This window comes from Mesorhizobium sp. B1-1-1, from assembly GCF_006442955.1.
Lineage (GTDB): Bacteria > Pseudomonadota > Alphaproteobacteria > Rhizobiales > Rhizobiaceae > Mesorhizobium.
The window spans coordinates 478452-494223 of sequence record NZ_VFWW01000004.1; the positions used below are offsets into that span (position 1 = coordinate 478452).

14 protein-coding genes are annotated in these 15772 nt (G+C 64.3%); 8 read left to right on the forward strand and 6 right to left on the reverse strand.

Annotated elements, in window-relative coordinates:
* Positions 1-9: 9 nt before the first annotated feature.
* Positions 10-480, reverse strand: a complete 471-nt coding sequence (locus FJ986_RS10540; RefSeq protein ID WP_140501145.1) for a MarR family transcriptional regulator — start codon at positions 478-480, stop codon at positions 10-12.
* 414 nt (positions 481-894) lie between these two features.
* Between FJ986_RS10540 and FJ986_RS10545 the strand changes: the two genes are divergently transcribed.
* The 5 genes from FJ986_RS10545 to FJ986_RS10565 all read left to right on the forward strand — a co-directional run bounded on the left by FJ986_RS10545 (position 895) and on the right by FJ986_RS10565 (position 6716).
* Positions 895-1974 carry a GTP-binding protein gene (locus tag FJ986_RS10545; protein ID WP_140501147.1) on the forward strand — a complete coding sequence of 360 codons (1080 nt, stop codon included), beginning with the start codon at positions 895-897 and terminating at the stop codon, positions 1972-1974.
* A gap of 128 nt (positions 1975-2102) precedes the next feature.
* Entirely contained in the window at positions 2103-3077 is a 975-nt protein-coding gene (locus tag FJ986_RS10550) for a WD40 repeat domain-containing protein (protein ID WP_140525596.1), read from the forward strand.
* 98 nt (positions 3078-3175) lie between these two features.
* Entirely contained in the window at positions 3176-4549 is a 1374-nt protein-coding gene (locus tag FJ986_RS10555) for an aspartate aminotransferase family protein (protein ID WP_140558757.1), read from the forward strand.
* 47 nt (positions 4550-4596) lie between these two features.
* Entirely contained in the window at positions 4597-5982 is a 1386-nt protein-coding gene (locus tag FJ986_RS10560) for a glutamine synthetase family protein (RefSeq protein ID WP_140525625.1), read from the forward strand.
* Positions 5979-6716: a UdgX family uracil-DNA binding protein gene (locus tag FJ986_RS10565; RefSeq protein ID WP_224647248.1), complete on the forward strand. Its 738-nt coding sequence runs from the start codon at positions 5979-5981 to the stop codon at positions 6714-6716. The genes FJ986_RS10560 and FJ986_RS10565 overlap by 4 nt, the downstream gene beginning before the upstream one ends.
* Before the next feature lie 9 nt (positions 6717-6725).
* On the opposite strand, the gene FJ986_RS10570 is transcribed toward FJ986_RS10565, so the two are convergent.
* The 4 genes from FJ986_RS10570 to FJ986_RS10585 all read right to left on the reverse strand — a co-directional run bounded on the left by FJ986_RS10570 (position 6726) and on the right by FJ986_RS10585 (position 11305).
* Complete coding sequence (locus tag FJ986_RS10570; RefSeq protein ID WP_140525599.1) at positions 6726-7991, reverse strand: glycerate kinase; 1266 nt, start codon at positions 7989-7991, stop codon at positions 6726-6728.
* A gap of 184 nt (positions 7992-8175) precedes the next feature.
* Positions 8176-8682 (reverse strand): heme-degrading domain-containing protein, encoded by a 507-nt coding sequence (locus tag FJ986_RS10575; RefSeq protein WP_140580611.1) that lies wholly within the window; start codon positions 8680-8682, stop codon positions 8176-8178.
* A gap of 89 nt (positions 8683-8771) precedes the next feature.
* Positions 8772-10085, reverse strand: coding sequence for a guanine deaminase (gene guaD, locus FJ986_RS10580; protein WP_140525601.1), 1314 nt, complete (start codon positions 10083-10085; stop codon positions 8772-8774).
* Between the two features lie 2 nt (positions 10086-10087).
* Positions 10088-11305 carry a urate hydroxylase PuuD gene (locus tag FJ986_RS10585; RefSeq protein WP_140674211.1) on the reverse strand — a complete coding sequence of 406 codons (1218 nt, stop codon included), beginning with the start codon at positions 11303-11305 and terminating at the stop codon, positions 10088-10090.
* Positions 11306-11443: 138 nt separating this feature from the next.
* Between FJ986_RS10585 and FJ986_RS10590 the strand changes: the two genes are divergently transcribed.
* From FJ986_RS10590 to FJ986_RS10600, 3 genes are all read left to right on the forward strand, one after another.
* A complete protein-coding gene (locus FJ986_RS10590; RefSeq protein WP_140501163.1) occupies positions 11444-12364 on the forward strand; it encodes a LysR family transcriptional regulator in 921 nt (306 codons plus the stop codon).
* 108 nt (positions 12365-12472) lie between these two features.
* A complete protein-coding gene (locus FJ986_RS10595) occupies positions 12473-13456 on the forward strand; it encodes an LLM class flavin-dependent oxidoreductase (protein ID WP_140633661.1) in 984 nt (327 codons plus the stop codon).
* Positions 13453-14709, forward strand: a complete 1257-nt coding sequence (locus FJ986_RS10600; RefSeq protein WP_140633664.1) for an LLM class flavin-dependent oxidoreductase — start codon at positions 13453-13455, stop codon at positions 14707-14709. Before FJ986_RS10595 ends, FJ986_RS10600 begins: the two co-directional genes overlap by 4 nt.
* A 13-nt stretch (positions 14710-14722) precedes the next feature.
* On the opposite strand, the gene xdhC is transcribed toward FJ986_RS10600, so the two are convergent.
* Positions 14723-15730: a xanthine dehydrogenase accessory protein XdhC gene (xdhC, locus tag FJ986_RS10605; protein ID WP_140567843.1), complete on the reverse strand. Its 1008-nt coding sequence runs from the start codon at positions 15728-15730 to the stop codon at positions 14723-14725.
* Positions 15731-15772: the final 42 nt, after the last annotated feature.

Here is a 15772-nt window from a genome sequence, read left to right on the forward strand (position 1 = left end):
CACCGGCGGTCAGTCGTCCGACTCGGCGTCGTCGTCGATCAAGGCCAGTTCTTCGTTCGAAAGATTGGCCTCGATGCGGGCAAGAAATTTGAACAGCGCCTTCTGGTCCTTCTTGTCGAGGCCCTTCAGCGCCTGCTTTTCGGTCTTCTTCACCGACTTTTCGATGGCGCGGATGGTCTCGCGACCGGTGTCGGTGAGAAAGATATGCGCCTGGCGGGCATCGGCGTCGGAGGCGCGCTTTTGCAGAAAACCCTGTGCCTGCAGCCGATTGATGGTCTTGGTGATGGTGGGCGGGCGCACGCCGAGCCGGCCAGCCAGATTGCCCGGGGTCTGGCCGTCCTCGCGGTCGAGCGCCAGCATGATCTGGTCCTGGCCGGCATAGAAGCCATGCGCCAGCAGCCGTGCCGCAAGCGCTGTTCTTGCCAGCCTTGCCGCCGAATGCAGCCGGCTCATTGTCGCAGTCTTGTCCGCCTTGGCCATGGTCATCCCTCTTCGGCCATACCGGTGCGGGCAGCATAGACGCAGCCGGCCGGTTGGCAATCGACGATCAAAAAAGATTCCGGCGCCTGAAACAGCTTTGCCGGCAAGCATTGCGGTACCCGCCGTGGCTAATGCCAGATGATTATTTCAGTTAGATGACAAACGACTTTTCGCGAAAGCGATTGCGGTGGATCGGCCGGCCGTGGTCGTCCACAGGCTCTTTTTGCGCACCGATACCGCATGGCCTGCAGGGCGCCGCCAGCCGCCTAGTTCGACGAGACGCTGACCTAGGGATTGGACCGCAGCCATTCGCGGTTTGCCTCGTGCAAAAGCCCGCCGCGCATCCTATATGGAGCCGACAATCCCTTTCGAGGCCGCCGAAATCTTTCAAGGCCCATCCATTCGAGGCAAGCCATGAGCGACGCACAGACGCAGATCCCCGTAACCGTTCTGACCGGCTATCTCGGCGCCGGCAAGACGACGCTGCTCAACCGTATCCTGTCGGAAAACCACGGCAGGCGCTACGCCGTCATCGTCAACGAATTCGGCGAGATCGGCATCGACAACGACCTGATCGTGGAGTCCGACGAGGAAATCTACGAGATGAACAATGGCTGCGTTTGCTGCACGGTGCGCGGCGACCTGATCCGCGTCGTTGAGGGCCTGATGCGCCGGCCCGGCCGCTTCGACGCCATCGTGGTGGAGACCACGGGTCTCGCCGATCCGGTGCCGGTGGCGCAGACCTTCTTCATGGACGACGACGTGCGCTCCAAGACGAAGCTCGACGCCGTGGTGGCGCTGGTCGACGCCAAGCACCTGCCGCTCAGGCTGAAGGATTCCAAGGAAGCCGAGGACCAGATCGCCTTCGCCGACGTCGTCGTGCTCAACAAGACCGACCTCGTCACACCAGAAGAACTGGCCAAGGTGGAAGCGACGATCCGCGCCATCAACCCGGCCGCAAGGATCCATCGCACCACCCGCGCCGGCGTGGCGCTGTCGGAAGTGCTCGACCGCGGCGCCTTCGACCTGTCCAGGGCGCTGGAGAACGACCCGCATTTCCTCGAGGCGCATGACGACCACCATGGTCATGATCATGATCATGACCACGACCACGATCATCACCACCACGATCATGACGGGCACGATCATGACCACGATGGACACGACCATCACGCGCACCCATCCGACATCCATGACGTGACGGTGCAGTCGGTTTCGCTGCGGGGAGGCGAGATGGATCCGAAGAAATTCTTCCCCTGGATCGAGAAGGTCACCCAGATGGAGGGGCCGAACATCCTGCGCCTGAAAGGCATCATCGCCTTGAAGGGCGACGACGAGCGCTACGTCATCCAGGGCGTGCACATGATCATCGAGGGCGACCACCAGCGCGCCTGGAAAGACGGCGAGAAGCATGAGAGCCGGCTGGTGTTCATCGGTCGCGAACTGGACCCCGAACGGCTGAGGAAGAGCTTCGAGGCCTGCCAGGCCGCTTGATTTCCGGACTTTATGGCGGTAGCGCTGCCCGCTCTTCCTTCTCCCCTTGCGGGAGAGGGTGGGGCCGCGCCTGGCGCGCTGGCGGCTCCCGAGACGACCAGCAACAATCTGGAATGGACCTGTCCTACATGCCGACCGTCGCCCCGCTTGATCTCGAAGGCCATTGCCTTGCCGCCGCCTTCCTCCGCGACGTGCCGCATTTCGCGCTGGCCGACGGCACCGTCCATCGGCTCGACAATGGCCACAAGACGGTGCAGGCCAATGACGGGCTGCTCGCGGCCTTCCACGATGCCGCCAATGACCGGCTGCTCACCGGCGGCGAAGACGGCAAGGTGTTTGCGGTGAAAGCGGGCGGCGAGGCCAAGGAATTGGCGAGCGCGGGCAAGAAGTGGGTCACCAGCGTCGCCGCTGGCCCGCAAGGCGCCATCGCCTACGCTACAGGCAAGACCGCCTATGTGCGCTTTGCCGACGGCCACACAAAAGAGTTCGCCCATCCGCGTTCGGTCGAGGGGCTGGCATTTTCGCCCAAGGGCATGCGCTTCGGCGTCGCGCGCTACAATGGCGCGACGCTGCATTTCCCGGCCGCCGAGGGCAAGCCGGTGGAGCTCGAATGGGCCGGCGCCCATACCGGCATCACCTTCTCGCCGGATGGCGCCTTCCTGGTCACCACCATGCAGGAAAACGCGTTGCACGGCTGGAAGCTGGCGGACGGCAAGCACATGCGCATGAGCGGCTATCCCGCCAAGGTCAAAAGCCTGTCATGGAGCGTGAAAGGCAAGTGGCTGGCGAGTTCCGGCGCGCCGGCGGCGATCGTCTGGCCGTTTTCAGGCAAGGACGGGCCAATGGGCAAGGCGCCGCTGGAACTCGGTACGCGCGGCAATGCGATGGTGACCTCAGTCGCCTGCCATCCGAGCCAGGATGTCGTCGCCATCGGCTATGAGGACGGCATGGTGATGGCGGTGCGTTTTTCCGACGCCAAGGAAGTGCTGTTGCGTCGCCCCGGCAAGGGCGCCATCACCTCGATGATGTGGGACAGGGAAGAACGCCGCATCGCCTTCGGCAGTGCCGCCGGCGACTGCGGCGTTATCGACATCACGGGTTAGGGGAGTAGGGGAGTAGGGCAATATGGGAGCGGGTTTAGAGCATCCGGGCCGTTGAGCGCCTACCCCACTACTCCACTACTGCGCCAGAGAGGGGTTTCATGCACAGCGCCCACACGTCCATTGGCGGCGTCAGCCGCGACCGCATTGCCGCATTGCGGGATACCGAAGGCGCCAGCTTCCGCAAGGCGCGGCCGAAATCGCAAGCCAAGGCCGGCAACGGCCTGCCCGGCTTCTTCGGTGGCGTGCCGATGCACTGGATGAACGACTGGCCGACGCCGTTTCCGATCCTGGTCGAGAGCGCCAAAGGCGCTACGATCACCGACATCGACGGCAACAGGCTCGACGATTTCTGCCTCGGCGACACCGGATCGATGTTCGGCCATTCGCCGCCGGCGATAGCGCGCGCCATCCGCCGGCAGGCCGGACGCGGCCTGACATACATGCTGCCTTCGGAAGATGCGCTCGCCATTGGACCGCTGCTGCAACAGCGCTTCGGCCTGCCGTTCTGGCAGATCGCCACGACGGCGACCGATGCCAACCGCTTCGCGCTGCGCGTTGCCCGCGCCGTCACCGGGCGAGAAAAGATATTGGTTTTCAACGGCTGTTATCACGGCTCTGTCGACGAGACGATGGTGCGGCTGATCGACGGCAAGCCGGCCAACCGGCCCGGATTGGCCGGAGAATTCCGCGACCTGACCCGCACGGCCAAGGTCATCGAGTTCAACGACGTTGCCGCGCTGGAGGCAGCGCTCAGGGACAAGGATGTCGCCTGCGTCATCGCCGAACCGGTGCTGACCAATTCCTGCATGGTGCTGGCCGATCCCGGTTTCCACGAGGCGCTGCGAAAGCTGACCCGCGCGGCCGGCACGCTGCTTCTGATCGACGAGACGCATACGATCTCGACCGGACCGGGCGGCTATTCCGCGAAATACGGGCTGGAGCCGGACCTGTTCGTGCTAGGCAAGCCGATCGCCGGTGGTGTACCGGCAAGCGTATGGGGCATGAGCGAAGAGGTCGCCTCGCGCTACGCCGACTACAACAGGACGAAAGAGCCGGGTTATTCCGGCATGGGCACGACGCTCTCGGCCAATCCTCTGCAGTTTGCCGCGATGCGCGCCGCGCTCGAAGAAGTGATGACGGCCGAGAACTACGACCGCATGGATCATCTGGCGCGGCGGCTCGATGCCGGGCTGACCACGGTCATCGACCGCTACCGCCTGCCATGGCATGTCGCCCGCGTCGGCGCCCGCGTCGAATTCATCTGCGCGCCGGGCCCGCTGCGCAATGGGGCGGAGGCGGAGGCCGCGCACGCGCCGGAACTCGAAGCCGCCATCCATGTCGCGCTGGTCAATCGCGGCGTGCTTATCGCGCCCTTCCACAATATGATGCTGATCTCTCCGGCGACCACTGGCGCCCAGGTCAACCGGCTGATCACCGCCTTCGGCGCAGTTGCGGCGGAGCTTGCGGCATGAGACAAGCCACCCAACAGACAGGCGCGCAAGCCAGGCCGGGCTCCATCATGACTTCACCTTCGGGCTCGACGCCCACCGAGGCGCAGGCCTTTCTCGACGCCCATCCTGAGATCGAAGCCTTCGATATCGTGCTGACCGATGCCAACGGCGTCGGCCGTGGCAAGATCGTGCGCCGGCACGAGCTGAAAGCCATCTTCGAAGGCGGCCGGCACATGCCGATCTCGATCCTCGGCCTCGACATCACCGGCGAGGACGTGCACGAGACCGGGCTGATCTGGACCACCGGCGACGGCGATCTGCGCGCCTGGCCGATTCCTGGCACGCTGGTGCCGCTCCACGGGACCAACCCGCCGCGCGGCCAGGTGCTGATGGCGATGTATCATCTCGACGGCGCGCCGATGTCATCGGACCCGCGGCTGGCGCTGGCAAGGCAGGTCGACATATTGGCGTCCAAGGGGCTGTACCCGGCCGGCGCCTTCGAGCTCGAATTTTTTCTCCTCGCCAATGAGCGCGACAGCGACGGCAAGGTGCAGCCGGCGCACGCCGTGCTGGATGGCCGCGTCTCGGGCAAGACCGAGGTCTACTCGGTCGACCATCTGCACGGCATGGAGCCGCTGTTTACCGACATCTATGCCGCGGCCAAGGCACAGGGCATTCCGGCCGAGACCGTGATTTCCGAATATGCGCCCGGCCAGTACGAATTGACGCTGAACTACCGCAAGGATGTGATGCGGGCGGCCGACGACCTCGTCATGCTGAAACGGCTGGTTCGGGCGCAGGCGCGCCGCCATGGCGTCACCGCTTGCTTCATGGCCAAACCGATCGAGAAATATGCCGGCTCCGGCATGCATTTCCACGTCTCGCTGCAGGACAAGGCTAGCCGAAACGTTTTTTCGGAGGCCGGTGGCGAGAGTTGGTCGCTGCCACTGCTGCGCGGGCTGGGCGGCCTGATCCAGACCATGGCGGAATCGATGCTGGTGTTTGCGCCGCACGCCAATTCCTGGCGGCGCTTCGTCTCCCAATCCTATGCACCGGTGGCGCCGACCTGGGGCGTCAACAACCGGTCGGTGGCGCTGCGCGTGCCGGCGGGCGACGCCAGGAACCGGCGCATCGAGCATCGGCCGTCGGGCGTCGACGCCAACCCCTATCTGATCGCGGCAACCGTGCTTGCCGGCATCGTCAAAGGGCTCGACGAAGGCCTCGACCCCGGCCCCGAGACGACCGGAAACGGCTATGAGGCGGCGGTGACGCGCACGACCATGCCGGTCGACTGGCGCGCGGCGATCGAGGGGGCCAGAGCGTCCAGCTTCCTCAAAGGCGCGCTTGGCGAAGACCTGCACCGCACCTTCGTGGCGATCAAGCAGTCCGAATACCTGCGCGTGGCGCGCACGGTCAGCGAGCTGGACTATCACCTCTATCTGCACGAGGTCTGAGCCCTCGGAGGAACCATCGCCCTTCCCGTCCATTTCAGTGTCAGAACCGACAGGACAGGATGATGGCGACCACAGGCCAAACGCATGAAGCGAAGAGGCCGGCCAGGCGCATTTCCGGGCCGTCCGACGAGCCACTGCCAGATGTCACCTCGATCTCGGAGCTGCGTGAGGTAGCGAAGGCTTGCCACCGCTGCCCGCTGTGGCGCGATGCGACGCAGACCGTGTTCGGCGAAGGGCCTGACGGCGCCAAGGTGATTTTCGTCGGCGAGCAGCCCGGCGATCAGGAAGATCTCGCCGGCGCTCCCTTCGTTGGCCCGGCCGGCAGGGTGTTCGACGCCATACTGGACGACGCCGGGGTCGACCGCCAGAAAGTCTACGTCACCAATGCGGTCAAGCACTTCAAGTTCGAGCCGCGCGGCAAGCGTCGCATTCATTCCAAGCCGAACGCCGGCGAGATTCAGGCGTGCCGCTGGTGGCTCGACCAGGAATTCGGACTGATCAAACCGAACCTTGCCGTGGCGCTTGGCGCAACGGCGGCATTGTCGCTGCTCGGCAAGGCGGTTCCGGTGACGAAGATGCGCGGCCAGGCGATCGAGCGGGAAGATGGCATGCGTGTGTTCATCACCATCCATCCATCCTTCATCCTGCGCATCCGTGACCGTGCGGACAAGGAGGCCGAGCGAGAACGGTTCCTTGACGACATGAAGCAGGTGAAGCGGCTGATGGCTGCCTGATCCAAACGATTAGCGAATCAGGATGGCCCTGAGATCGTTGACATTGGTGCCGGTCGGACCGGGCACGAACAGATCGCCGACCGCGTTGAAAGCCGTCCAGGCATTGTTGCCTGCCAGCATCGCCTTGGCGTCGATGCCGGCCGCGCGCATGCGCGCGACCGTGGAACCATCGGCGAAGGCGCCGGCATTGTCCTCCGAGCCGTCGATGCCGTCGGTGTCGGCGGCCAGGGCGTGAATGCCCTTCACATCATTGATGCCGATGGCGAAGGCGAGCAGGAATTCGGAGTTGCGGCCGCCTTTCCCCTTGGCACGCAGCGTCACCGTGGTCTCGCCGCCGGACAGGATCAGCACCGGCTTTGAGAAAGGCCGATTGCGTGTCGCTACTTCGCGCGCGATGGCCGCGTGAACCCCGCCCACCTCGCGGGCTTCGCCTTCGATGGCATCCGAGAGAATGACAGCTTCCATGCCCTGTCGGCTCGCTTCCGCTGCGGCTGCTTCGAGCGACACGCCGGCGGAGGCGATCAGATGCACCTCGTTGCGCGAAAAGCGCTCATCCCCGGGAATTGGTGCATCGGCGGCCGGTGAATTGATATGCGCCATGACCGAGGCCGGCAGGTTCATGCCGTAGGCTGATATCGACGCCAGCGCATCCGCCCGGCTGCCGGTGTCGGGAACGGTCGGGCCGGATGCGACCAGCGCCGGATTGTCACCGGGAATATCGGAGACAACCAGCGACACCATTTTGGCCGGCCAGGCGGCGGCGGCCAGCCGGCCTCCCTTGATGGTGGAAAGATGCTTGCGGATGGTGTTCATCGCCGCGATCGGCGCGCCCGACGCCAGCAGCGCCTCGTTGACGGCGATCTCGTCGGCCAATGTCAGGCCGGTTGCCGGTGACGGCAGCAGCGCCGAACCGCCGCCGGAAATCAGCGCCACCACCAGATCGTCGGCGGTCAGCCCTTGCACCTTCCCGAGCAGCCGCCGCGAAGCCTCGAGCCCGGCGGCGTCCGGCACCGGATGCGCCGCCTCGATGATCTCAATGCGCTCACATTTCGCGTCATAGCCGTAGCGGGTGACGACCAGTCCTTCGAGCGGGCCGTCCCATGCTTTCTCGAAGGCCGCCGCCATCTGCGCCGAGCCTTTGCCGGCGCCGATCACGATGGTGCGGCCCTTGGGCCTGACCGGCAAATGATAGCGGATGGTCTTTTCCGGATCGGCGGCGGCGACGGCGGCGTTGAAGATGGAGGTGAGGAAGGATTTGGGATCGAGAATGGTCATATCCGGCAGCCAGCAGCGTTTCGCGCATTCTTGCAGAGCTGACGTTGCGCCTCACCCCGACCCTCTCCCCGTGAAGAACGGGCATAGGGGGATAGCCAGCGGTGGAGCGTTTCACTTCCACCCGCAGCAGCTACAGCGCAGCTGCTGCGAAGGACGGGCAGGCGGATGAGGGGCGGCGCCGATGTCACGATTTTTCTTCCGGCGGCAATACCAGTTCGCGCTTGTCGAGGCCCAAATGATTACACAGCGCATCGACCACCACGCCGTGATCCTCGCGCTCCGGCAACCCGGAGACGGCGATGACGCCGATGACCCCGACACCCTTGACCGTGACGGGAAAGCCGCCGCCGGCCAGCACGTAGTCAGCAATATCCAGGCCCTCGCCGATCTTGAAAGTGCGGTCGGGGCGCTGCTGTTCCAGCACCATGCGGTAAGTGCTTTTCAGGAACCGCTTGACGACGTTGATCTTGCGCCGCGCCCAGTCGGGATTGGAAGCGTTCGAGCCCGGCATGGCGGCGTAGAACAGCGGCCGGTCGAAGGTCCTGATGTCGACTATGACCGGGAGATTCTCGGTGAGCGCCCTGTCGCGGATCGCGGACCCGACACTGAACGCGACTGCCTCGTCGAAGGCGGGAAAGACAAGGACTTCCTCCTGTCTCTTGATCAGAGCGATGTCTTCGGCAACGGCCATGTCGTTCCCCTTTCAACGTCGCCGCACGCTTTGACGGATGGTTGCCGCTGGGTCAAGCCCGGGTCAAGCAAGGAACGCGCCGTCACGTTCTAAATTGCCAAATCGGTTTTTGCCGGCCGACCCGCCACATAGACCTCGCGCACGGCGCGATCATCGCCCAGCGTCTGCAAGAGAAAGAGTTCCTGCGCCAGCGTCTCGACGGTCTCCATCCTGAGCCGCATCGACGACGTCGCCCTGGCGTCCAGCACGACGATATCGGCATCGGTGCCTTCCTCCAGCGTGCCGATCCTTTGCGCCACCGACAGCGCCTCGGCGTTGCCGCGCGTGACCTGCCAGAAGGACTGGAACGGGTTCAGCTTCTCGCCGTTCAGCGCGATCACCTTGTAGCCCTCGTCCATGGTGCGCAGCATGGAATAGTTGGTGCCGCCACCGACATCGGTGGCGGCGGCGATGCGGAGGGCTTTATCGCGGGTGCGGTAGCGCTGATAATCGAACAGGCCGGAGCCGAGGAAAAGGTTCGAGGTCGGGCAGAACACGGCTACGGAGCCGCTGTCCGAAAGCGCGTCCGCTTCCCGCTCCGACAGATGGATGCAATGGCCGAGCAGGCTCTTTCTACCCAACAGCCCGTAATGCTCATAGACGTCGGTGTAATCGCGCGACCACGGATAAAGCTCCTGCGTGAAGGCGATCTCGGCATGGTTTTCCGACAGATGCGTCTGGATGTGCAGGTCGGGGTATTCGCGGCATAGCGCGCCGGCCATCTCCATCTGCTCCGGCGACGAGGTGATCGCGAAGCGAGGGGTGATGGCATAAAGCTGCCGGCCCTTGCCGTGCCACTCCTTGATCAGCGCCTTGCTGTCGTCATAGCCCGATTGCGGCGTGTCGAGCACGCCATCGGGCGCGTTGCGGTCCATCATCACCTTGCCGGCGATGTTGAGCATGTTGCGGTCATGCGACTCGGCGAAGAAAGCTTCTGCGGAGGCCTTGTGCACGGAACAGTAGGCGGCAACCGTCGTGGTGCCGTGGCGCACCATCTCGTCGAGGAATAGCCGCGCGACGCGCCGGCCATGCTGCGCATTGGCGAACTTCGTCTCCTCCGGGAAAGTGTAGGCGTTCAGCCAATCGAGCAGTTCCGCGCCGTAGGAGGCGATGATCTGCATCTGCGGGAAATGCACATGGGCATCGATGAAGCCCGGAAGCAGCAGATGCGGCCGGTGATCAATCCTTCTCGTTGTCTCGCCTGCCTTCCTTTCAACATCGACGTAAGCGCCCGCAGCGACGATCCCGCCGTCGTGGATCAGCAGGCCGCCATCCTCCTCGTAGCGCCAGGCGGAATGATCATCGATGCTTTCAGGCCAGCGCACGAAGGACAGCGTGCGGCCACGCAGAAGTGTCGATGTCATGCTTATTCCCCCGCGCCTTCGAACCAGGCCACCAGCAGCGCCCGCTCCTTGTCGGTGATCTGGCTGACATTGGCGGGCGGCATGGCATGGCTGCGGCCGGCCTGCAGATAGATCTCGCGGGCATGATCGGCGATGCCGGCGTCGGTATCCAGCATCACGCCCTTGGGCGCATGGTAGATGCCCTCGTAGACCGGCTCCTGTGAATGGCACATCGAGCAGCGGCCGAGCACGGTGTCGCGCACGGCCGGGAAATGGGCCGAGGCGATATAGACTTGCGCCGAGGCGGACGCCTTCGGTTCGCCGGTCAACACCTTCGGCACGGTGGACAACCAGACGATGATGAGGAACAGGACAAGGGCGCCCAGCCAGGTCCAGTGCGGGTTGCCGGCGCGCTTGTGCACGGTGTTGAAGTAGTGGCGGATCAACACGCCGATGATGAACACCAGGGAGGCGATGATCCAGTTGAACTCAGTGCCGAACGCCAGCGGGTAATGGTTCGACAGCATCAGAAACAGCACCGGCAGCGTCAGGTAATTGTTGTGGAGCGAGCGCTGCTTGGCGATCTTGCCGTATTTCGGATCCGGCTTGCGGCCGGCGATGAGGTCGGCGACGACAATCTTCTGGTTGGGGATGATGACCATGAAGACATTGGCCGACATGATCGTGGCGGTGATGGCGCCCAGATGCAGGAAAGCGGCGCGGCCGGTGAACAGATGGGTCAGTCCCCAGGCGATGAACACCAGCACGCAGTAGAGCACCAGCATCAGGCCTGTATCGCTTTTGCCCAGCGGCGAACGGCAGAGCAGGTCATAAACCACCCAGCCGACGCCGATCGTCGCCATCGACAGGACGATCCCGACCGGCACAGACATCGGCAGCACGTTGGGATCGATCAGGAACAGGTCGGCCCCGGCATAGTAGACCACGCACAGCATGGCGAAGCCGGACAGCCAGGTGGCGTAGGATTCCCATTTGAACCAGGTGAGGTGTTCCGGCATCTCGGCCGGCGCGACCAGGTATTTCTGGATGTGATAGAAGCCGCCGCCATGCACCTGCCACTCCTCGCCGAAGGCGCCGACAGGCATGCCCGGTCGCTGGCGCAAACCGAGATCAAGCGCGACGAAATAGAAGGACGAGCCGATCCAGGCGATGCCGGTGATGACGTGCAGCCAGCGCACGGCAAAGCTCAGCCAGTCCCAGAAAATAGCGAAATCCATCATTGAAGTCGTCCCTGCCGATGAAGCGACTTTACGGTGTGGCGCGCAAACGGAAAGAGGCGAGGTGTGCGATGACTTTCAAAAAAAATTGGAAAATACTAGGTTGCTCGCACACAGCTTGATTGAAAGCCCCTGAACCGCATGGCCTATCTCGACAACATCGCCGTCTTCGTCCGCGTGGTCGAGCTCGGCAATCTGTCGGCGGCCGGGCGCGACATGCGCATTTCGCCGGCGGTTGCTTCCAACCGCATCAAGGAGCTGGAGAAGCACCTTGGTGTGCGGCTGTTCAACCGCACGACACGACAATTGATGCCGACCGAGCATGGCACGGTGTTCTACACCGGCGCCAAGCAGGTGCTGGAAGCGATCACCGAGGCGGAGGCCGCGGTTTCCGCCCTTTCAGGTCAGCCGCGCGGCACCATCCGCGTGACCGCGCCGCTCGGCCTCGGCCGCCGCCTGGTCGCCTCGGGTATTCCCGATTTCCACGACAAATATCCTGATATCGAAGTGCGGCTGAGGCTCTCGGATCACAATGTCGATATCATGAAAGAGGGCATCGACGTCGCCTTCCGACTCGGTATCATCGAAGATTCCAGCCTCAGGATGCGCGGCATCATGGAATGCGAGCGGGTGCTGGTCGCGGCACCCAAATATCTGGAGGCGCGCGGAGAGCCGGCCGAGCCGCAGGAACTGATCAGCAGGAAGCACGATTGCCTGATGCTGCGCTATTCCGGCGCGCGCGAATATGTCTGGACCCTGCAGACGCCGAACGGGCCGCAGAAATTCGAGGTGCACGGGCCCTATGATACGGACGATGGCGACGTGCTGACCGGCTGGGCGCTGTCGGGGCGCGGCATCATCAACAAGCCGCGCTTCGAGGTCGAGCCGTTCATCCGCGACCGGCGGCTGAAGATCATCCTGGCCGGCACGCCGCCGACGCCGGTGCAGTTCGCCGCCGTCTATCCGCACAAGAAGCTGCAGGACCCGAAGGTGCGCCTGCTGCTGGATTTCATGGCCGAGCGCTGCCAGCGGCTGATCAAGGACATACTGGTCGGCAAGTGAGCGGCTCCTGGCCCAGTCGCAAGGGTTGCCTTGCGCGAAGGCGAACTTAGGTTCGCGGATGCCGCCTCATGGCCGATGGGCTTTGCGCCGACTGACGAGCTAGCCACAATGCATCTCACCGTTTCGCTCAACATTGCCTCCACGGCCGGGCAGGCCGGCGCGCTCACCTTCAGCGACTTGGCCGGCTTCGCGCAGCGGGCGGAAGCGGCCGGGCTGGACATGATTGTTCTCGACGATGCGCCGCCGGGCAGGGCCGGGTCGGGCAACCCGTTCGAAGCGACGACCCTGCTTGCCGCACTGGCGACCGTGACGAGCAGGATCGGGCTGGTCGCCACCGCGTCGATGGTTGCCCACCAGCCCTACAATCTGGCGCGCCGGTTCGCCTCGCTCGATATCATCAGCCACGGTCGCGCCGGATGGAACGCAACCATGGCGCAGGCGCCGAGCGAGGCGGCCAATTTCAGCCGGCCGGATGGATTTTCCAGCGACGAGTTTCGCCGCCGCTCCGAGGAATATATCGGCATCGTCCAGGGCTTGTGGAATGGCTGGGAGGCGGACGCGCTGTTGTTCGACAAAGACAGCGGCCGCTTTCACGATCCCGGAAAAATGCACCAGCTCGACCACAAGGGCGAATTCTTCGCCGTGCGCGGACCGCTGAACGTGGCGCGTTCGCCGCAGGATACGCCGGTTCTGGTCCTGTCCGGCCTGGCGGCAGGCGACCTCGACATTGCCGCGCGCACAGCCGATGTCATCCTGCTGGACGAAAGGCAGGCAGCGCGGCGCAAGGCACGCCATGACGAATTCAGGCGCCGCGTTTCCGCGTCCGGGCGCGAACCGGATGCCGTGAGGATATTGGCTGACATATCCCTCGCCGCCAACGGCGTCGCCGGGCTGGCCGACAGGATGGAGGAAGAATTCCGGGCGAACAATTGCGACGGATTCAACATCCGGCTCTCCGCGCACATTTCAGCGCTCGACGATTTCACCAATCGCGTTCTGCCGGAGCTGCGGCGGCGCGGCGTGATTCGACAGAGCTATGGGGGCACAACGCTGCGCTCGCATCTGGGACTCAGCGGCGGAGGCGACCGATGACCCCGCGCCAGATGAAGCTCGGCGCCTTTCTGTGGGCGACGGGCCACCATATCGCCGCCTGGCGGCATCCCCAGGCCCATGTGAAGGCCGGGATCGACATCGATCATTACGTCGCGCTGGCGCGCACGGCGGAAGCGGCGAAATTCGACCTGTTGTTCTGCGAGGATGCGGCCGGCCTGCGCGAAGCCGATGTCAGCATCGCCAGCCAGACCTCGCGTTCGATCGGCTTCGAGCCGATCAGCCTGCTTTCCGCACTCGCTGTCCAGACCAGCCGCATCGGCCTCGTCTCCACGGCTTCGACCAGCTACAACGAGCCTTACGGGCTGGCACGAACCTTCCTTTCGCTCGACCAGCTGAGCGGCGGGCGCGCCGGCTGGAACCTGGTCACGTCGGCCAGCCCGATCGAGGCCGCCAACTTCGGCGCAACGGGTCTCAGACCCCACGCCGATCGTTATGAACGGGCACGAGAATTCGCCGAAGTCGTCACCAGGCTTTGGCACGGCAAGCTCGGCGCCTCCGGCCATGACGGCCAGAGCTTTTCGGTGTGCGATCCACTCGATTTGCCGCGTTCGCCGCAGGGCGCCCCGGTCATGGTTCAGGCCGGCGCCTCGGATGTCGGCCGCGATCTCGCCGCTCGCACCGCCGATGTGGTGTTCACCGCCGCGCAGACTTTCGCGGAAGCGAAGGCTTTCTACGACGATCTCAAGGGCCGTCTGGCGGCCTATGGACGCGAACCGGACGACATCAAGATCATGCCCGGCGTCGCCCCGGTGGTGGCGGAAACCGAAGCGGAAGCGCGGGCGAAATACGAGGAGCTGCAGGAGCTGATCCCCGATGACGTCGGCGTAGCGCTGCTGTCCAGCTATCTCAGCATCTCCGATCTTCGGCGCTATCCGCTCGACGGGCCGCTGCCCGAATTGCCGGAGAGCGAAGGCATGAAAAGCCGGCAGGCCCTGGTCATCGAGCAATCGCGCCGCGACGGCCTTTCCATCCGCCAGCTTGCCCGCCATTTCGCTGGCGCACGCGGCCATTGGCGCATCGTCGGGACCGCGGTGCAGATCGCAGACGAACTCCAGGCCCGGTTCGAGGGCGGTGCGGCGGACGGCTTCAACGTCATGCCGTCATATTTCCCCGGCGAACTCGATGCCTTCGCCACCCTGGTCGTGCCGGAGCTGCAGCGGCGCGGCCTGTTTCGTAGGGATTATGAGGGCCGCACACTGCGCGATCATCTGGGCTTGAAGCAACCGGTATAGCCGCGACGTGACCTTACCCGGCCGTCGTCCTATCATGCGGCACCTGGTGCTCGGCATTTGCCGCGGCGCCGTGATTGACCAGCGCCGTCATGATCTCGGCGGCCGCTAGCGCGGCAATGACGGATGGGCGCTTGTCTTTCACGGCATCACCGCCAATTGGGGAAACGAGGCGGGCAAACTGCGCTTCCGTGCCCTCAGCCGACTTCAGGAACCAATTCCTGAATGTCGCTTTCTTGGTCTTTGAGCCGATCATGCCGACATAGGCGGTGTCATCACGCTTCAGGGCTTCGGCGACAATCAGGAAGTCCAGCGCATGATCATGGGTGAGGATGGCGAAGGCGCTGCCTGCAGGCGCGTTGCGCACCTCGGCTTCAGGCATCGGGGTCAGCCGCGTCTCGATGGCTTGCGGCATTCCTTCAAGCGCGTCTGCCCGTGTTTCGATGACAACGGGGTGCACAGGGAGAAGGGCGACCGCGGAGGCCAGCGCCTGGCCGACGTGGCCGCCGCCGAAGATGTAGACACAAGGCAGTTCAGCCTGCTCGACTTCCGCGGCCGAAATCAGCTCCTGCGCCAACGTCGCATCGACGAGGCGGATCGACACTTCGACACGCCCGCCACAGCATTGGCCGATCTCCGGGCCGAGCGCCACGTCGAGGATCACGTGGGCGTCGGGGCGGGTCTCTTCACCCTCCCCCTTGTGGATAGGGTTGGACGACGTCGTCGTCGAGGGATCTGTGAACGCCGCTCCCCCGCCCCGTTTCGCTGACGCCGCTTCGCGGCGTCCGCTCGCCGACCCTCCCCGCAAGGAGGAGGGTAAAGAGCCCAGCATCTGCCGTGCCTTGTCGATGGCCATATATTCCAGTTGGCCGCCGCCGATCGTGCCCGATGTCGCTGCTTGCGAGACGAGCATGAAGGCGCCCTTCTCGCGCGGCGTCGAGCCCTTCGTCGCCGCGACCTCGACGAGCGCGACCCGGCCGGTTTGGCCAAGAAAGGCTTTCAGGCTTTGCACAGTCGTGTTCATTTTTTACATTCCCTGTCGGGAAATATAGGCCTTTTCGGCCTG

Bases quoted from the DNA above. Each gene is read 5' to 3' on its own strand.
- FJ986_RS10555 (WP_140558757.1), top strand. From the start codon at position 3,176: ATGCACAGCGCCCACACGTCCATTGGCGGCGTCAGCCGCGACCGCATT.
- FJ986_RS10585 (WP_140674211.1), bottom strand. From the start codon at position 11,305: ATGATGGATTTCGCTATTTTCTGGGACTGGCTGAGCTTTGCCGTGCGC.
- FJ986_RS10570 (WP_140525599.1), bottom strand. From the start codon at position 7,991: ATGACCATTCTCGATCCCAAATCCTTCCTCACCTCCATCTTCAACGCC.
- FJ986_RS10575 (WP_140580611.1), bottom strand. From the start codon at position 8,682: ATGGCCGTTGCCGAAGACATCGCTCTGATCAAGAGACAGGAGGAAGTC.
- FJ986_RS10590 (WP_140501163.1), top strand. From the start codon at position 11,444: ATGGCCTATCTCGACAACATCGCCGTCTTCGTCCGCGTGGTCGAGCTC.
- FJ986_RS10595 (WP_140633661.1), top strand. From the start codon at position 12,473: ATGCATCTCACCGTTTCGCTCAACATTGCCTCCACGGCCGGGCAGGCC.
- FJ986_RS10550 (WP_140525596.1), top strand. From the start codon at position 2,103: ATGCCGACCGTCGCCCCGCTTGATCTCGAAGGCCATTGCCTTGCCGCC.
- xdhC (WP_140567843.1), bottom strand. From the start codon at position 15,730: ATGAACACGACTGTGCAAAGCCTGAAAGCCTTTCTTGGCCAAACCGGC.
- FJ986_RS10600 (WP_140633664.1), top strand. From the start codon at position 13,453: ATGACCCCGCGCCAGATGAAGCTCGGCGCCTTTCTGTGGGCGACGGGC.
- FJ986_RS10540 (WP_140501145.1), bottom strand. From the start codon at position 480: ATGGCCAAGGCGGACAAGACTGCGACAATGAGCCGGCTGCATTCGGCG.
- FJ986_RS10560 (WP_140525625.1), top strand. From the start codon at position 4,597: ATGACTTCACCTTCGGGCTCGACGCCCACCGAGGCGCAGGCCTTTCTC.
- guaD (WP_140525601.1), bottom strand. From the start codon at position 10,085: ATGACATCGACACTTCTGCGTGGCCGCACGCTGTCCTTCGTGCGCTGG.
- FJ986_RS10545 (WP_140501147.1), top strand. From the start codon at position 895: ATGAGCGACGCACAGACGCAGATCCCCGTAACCGTTCTGACCGGCTAT.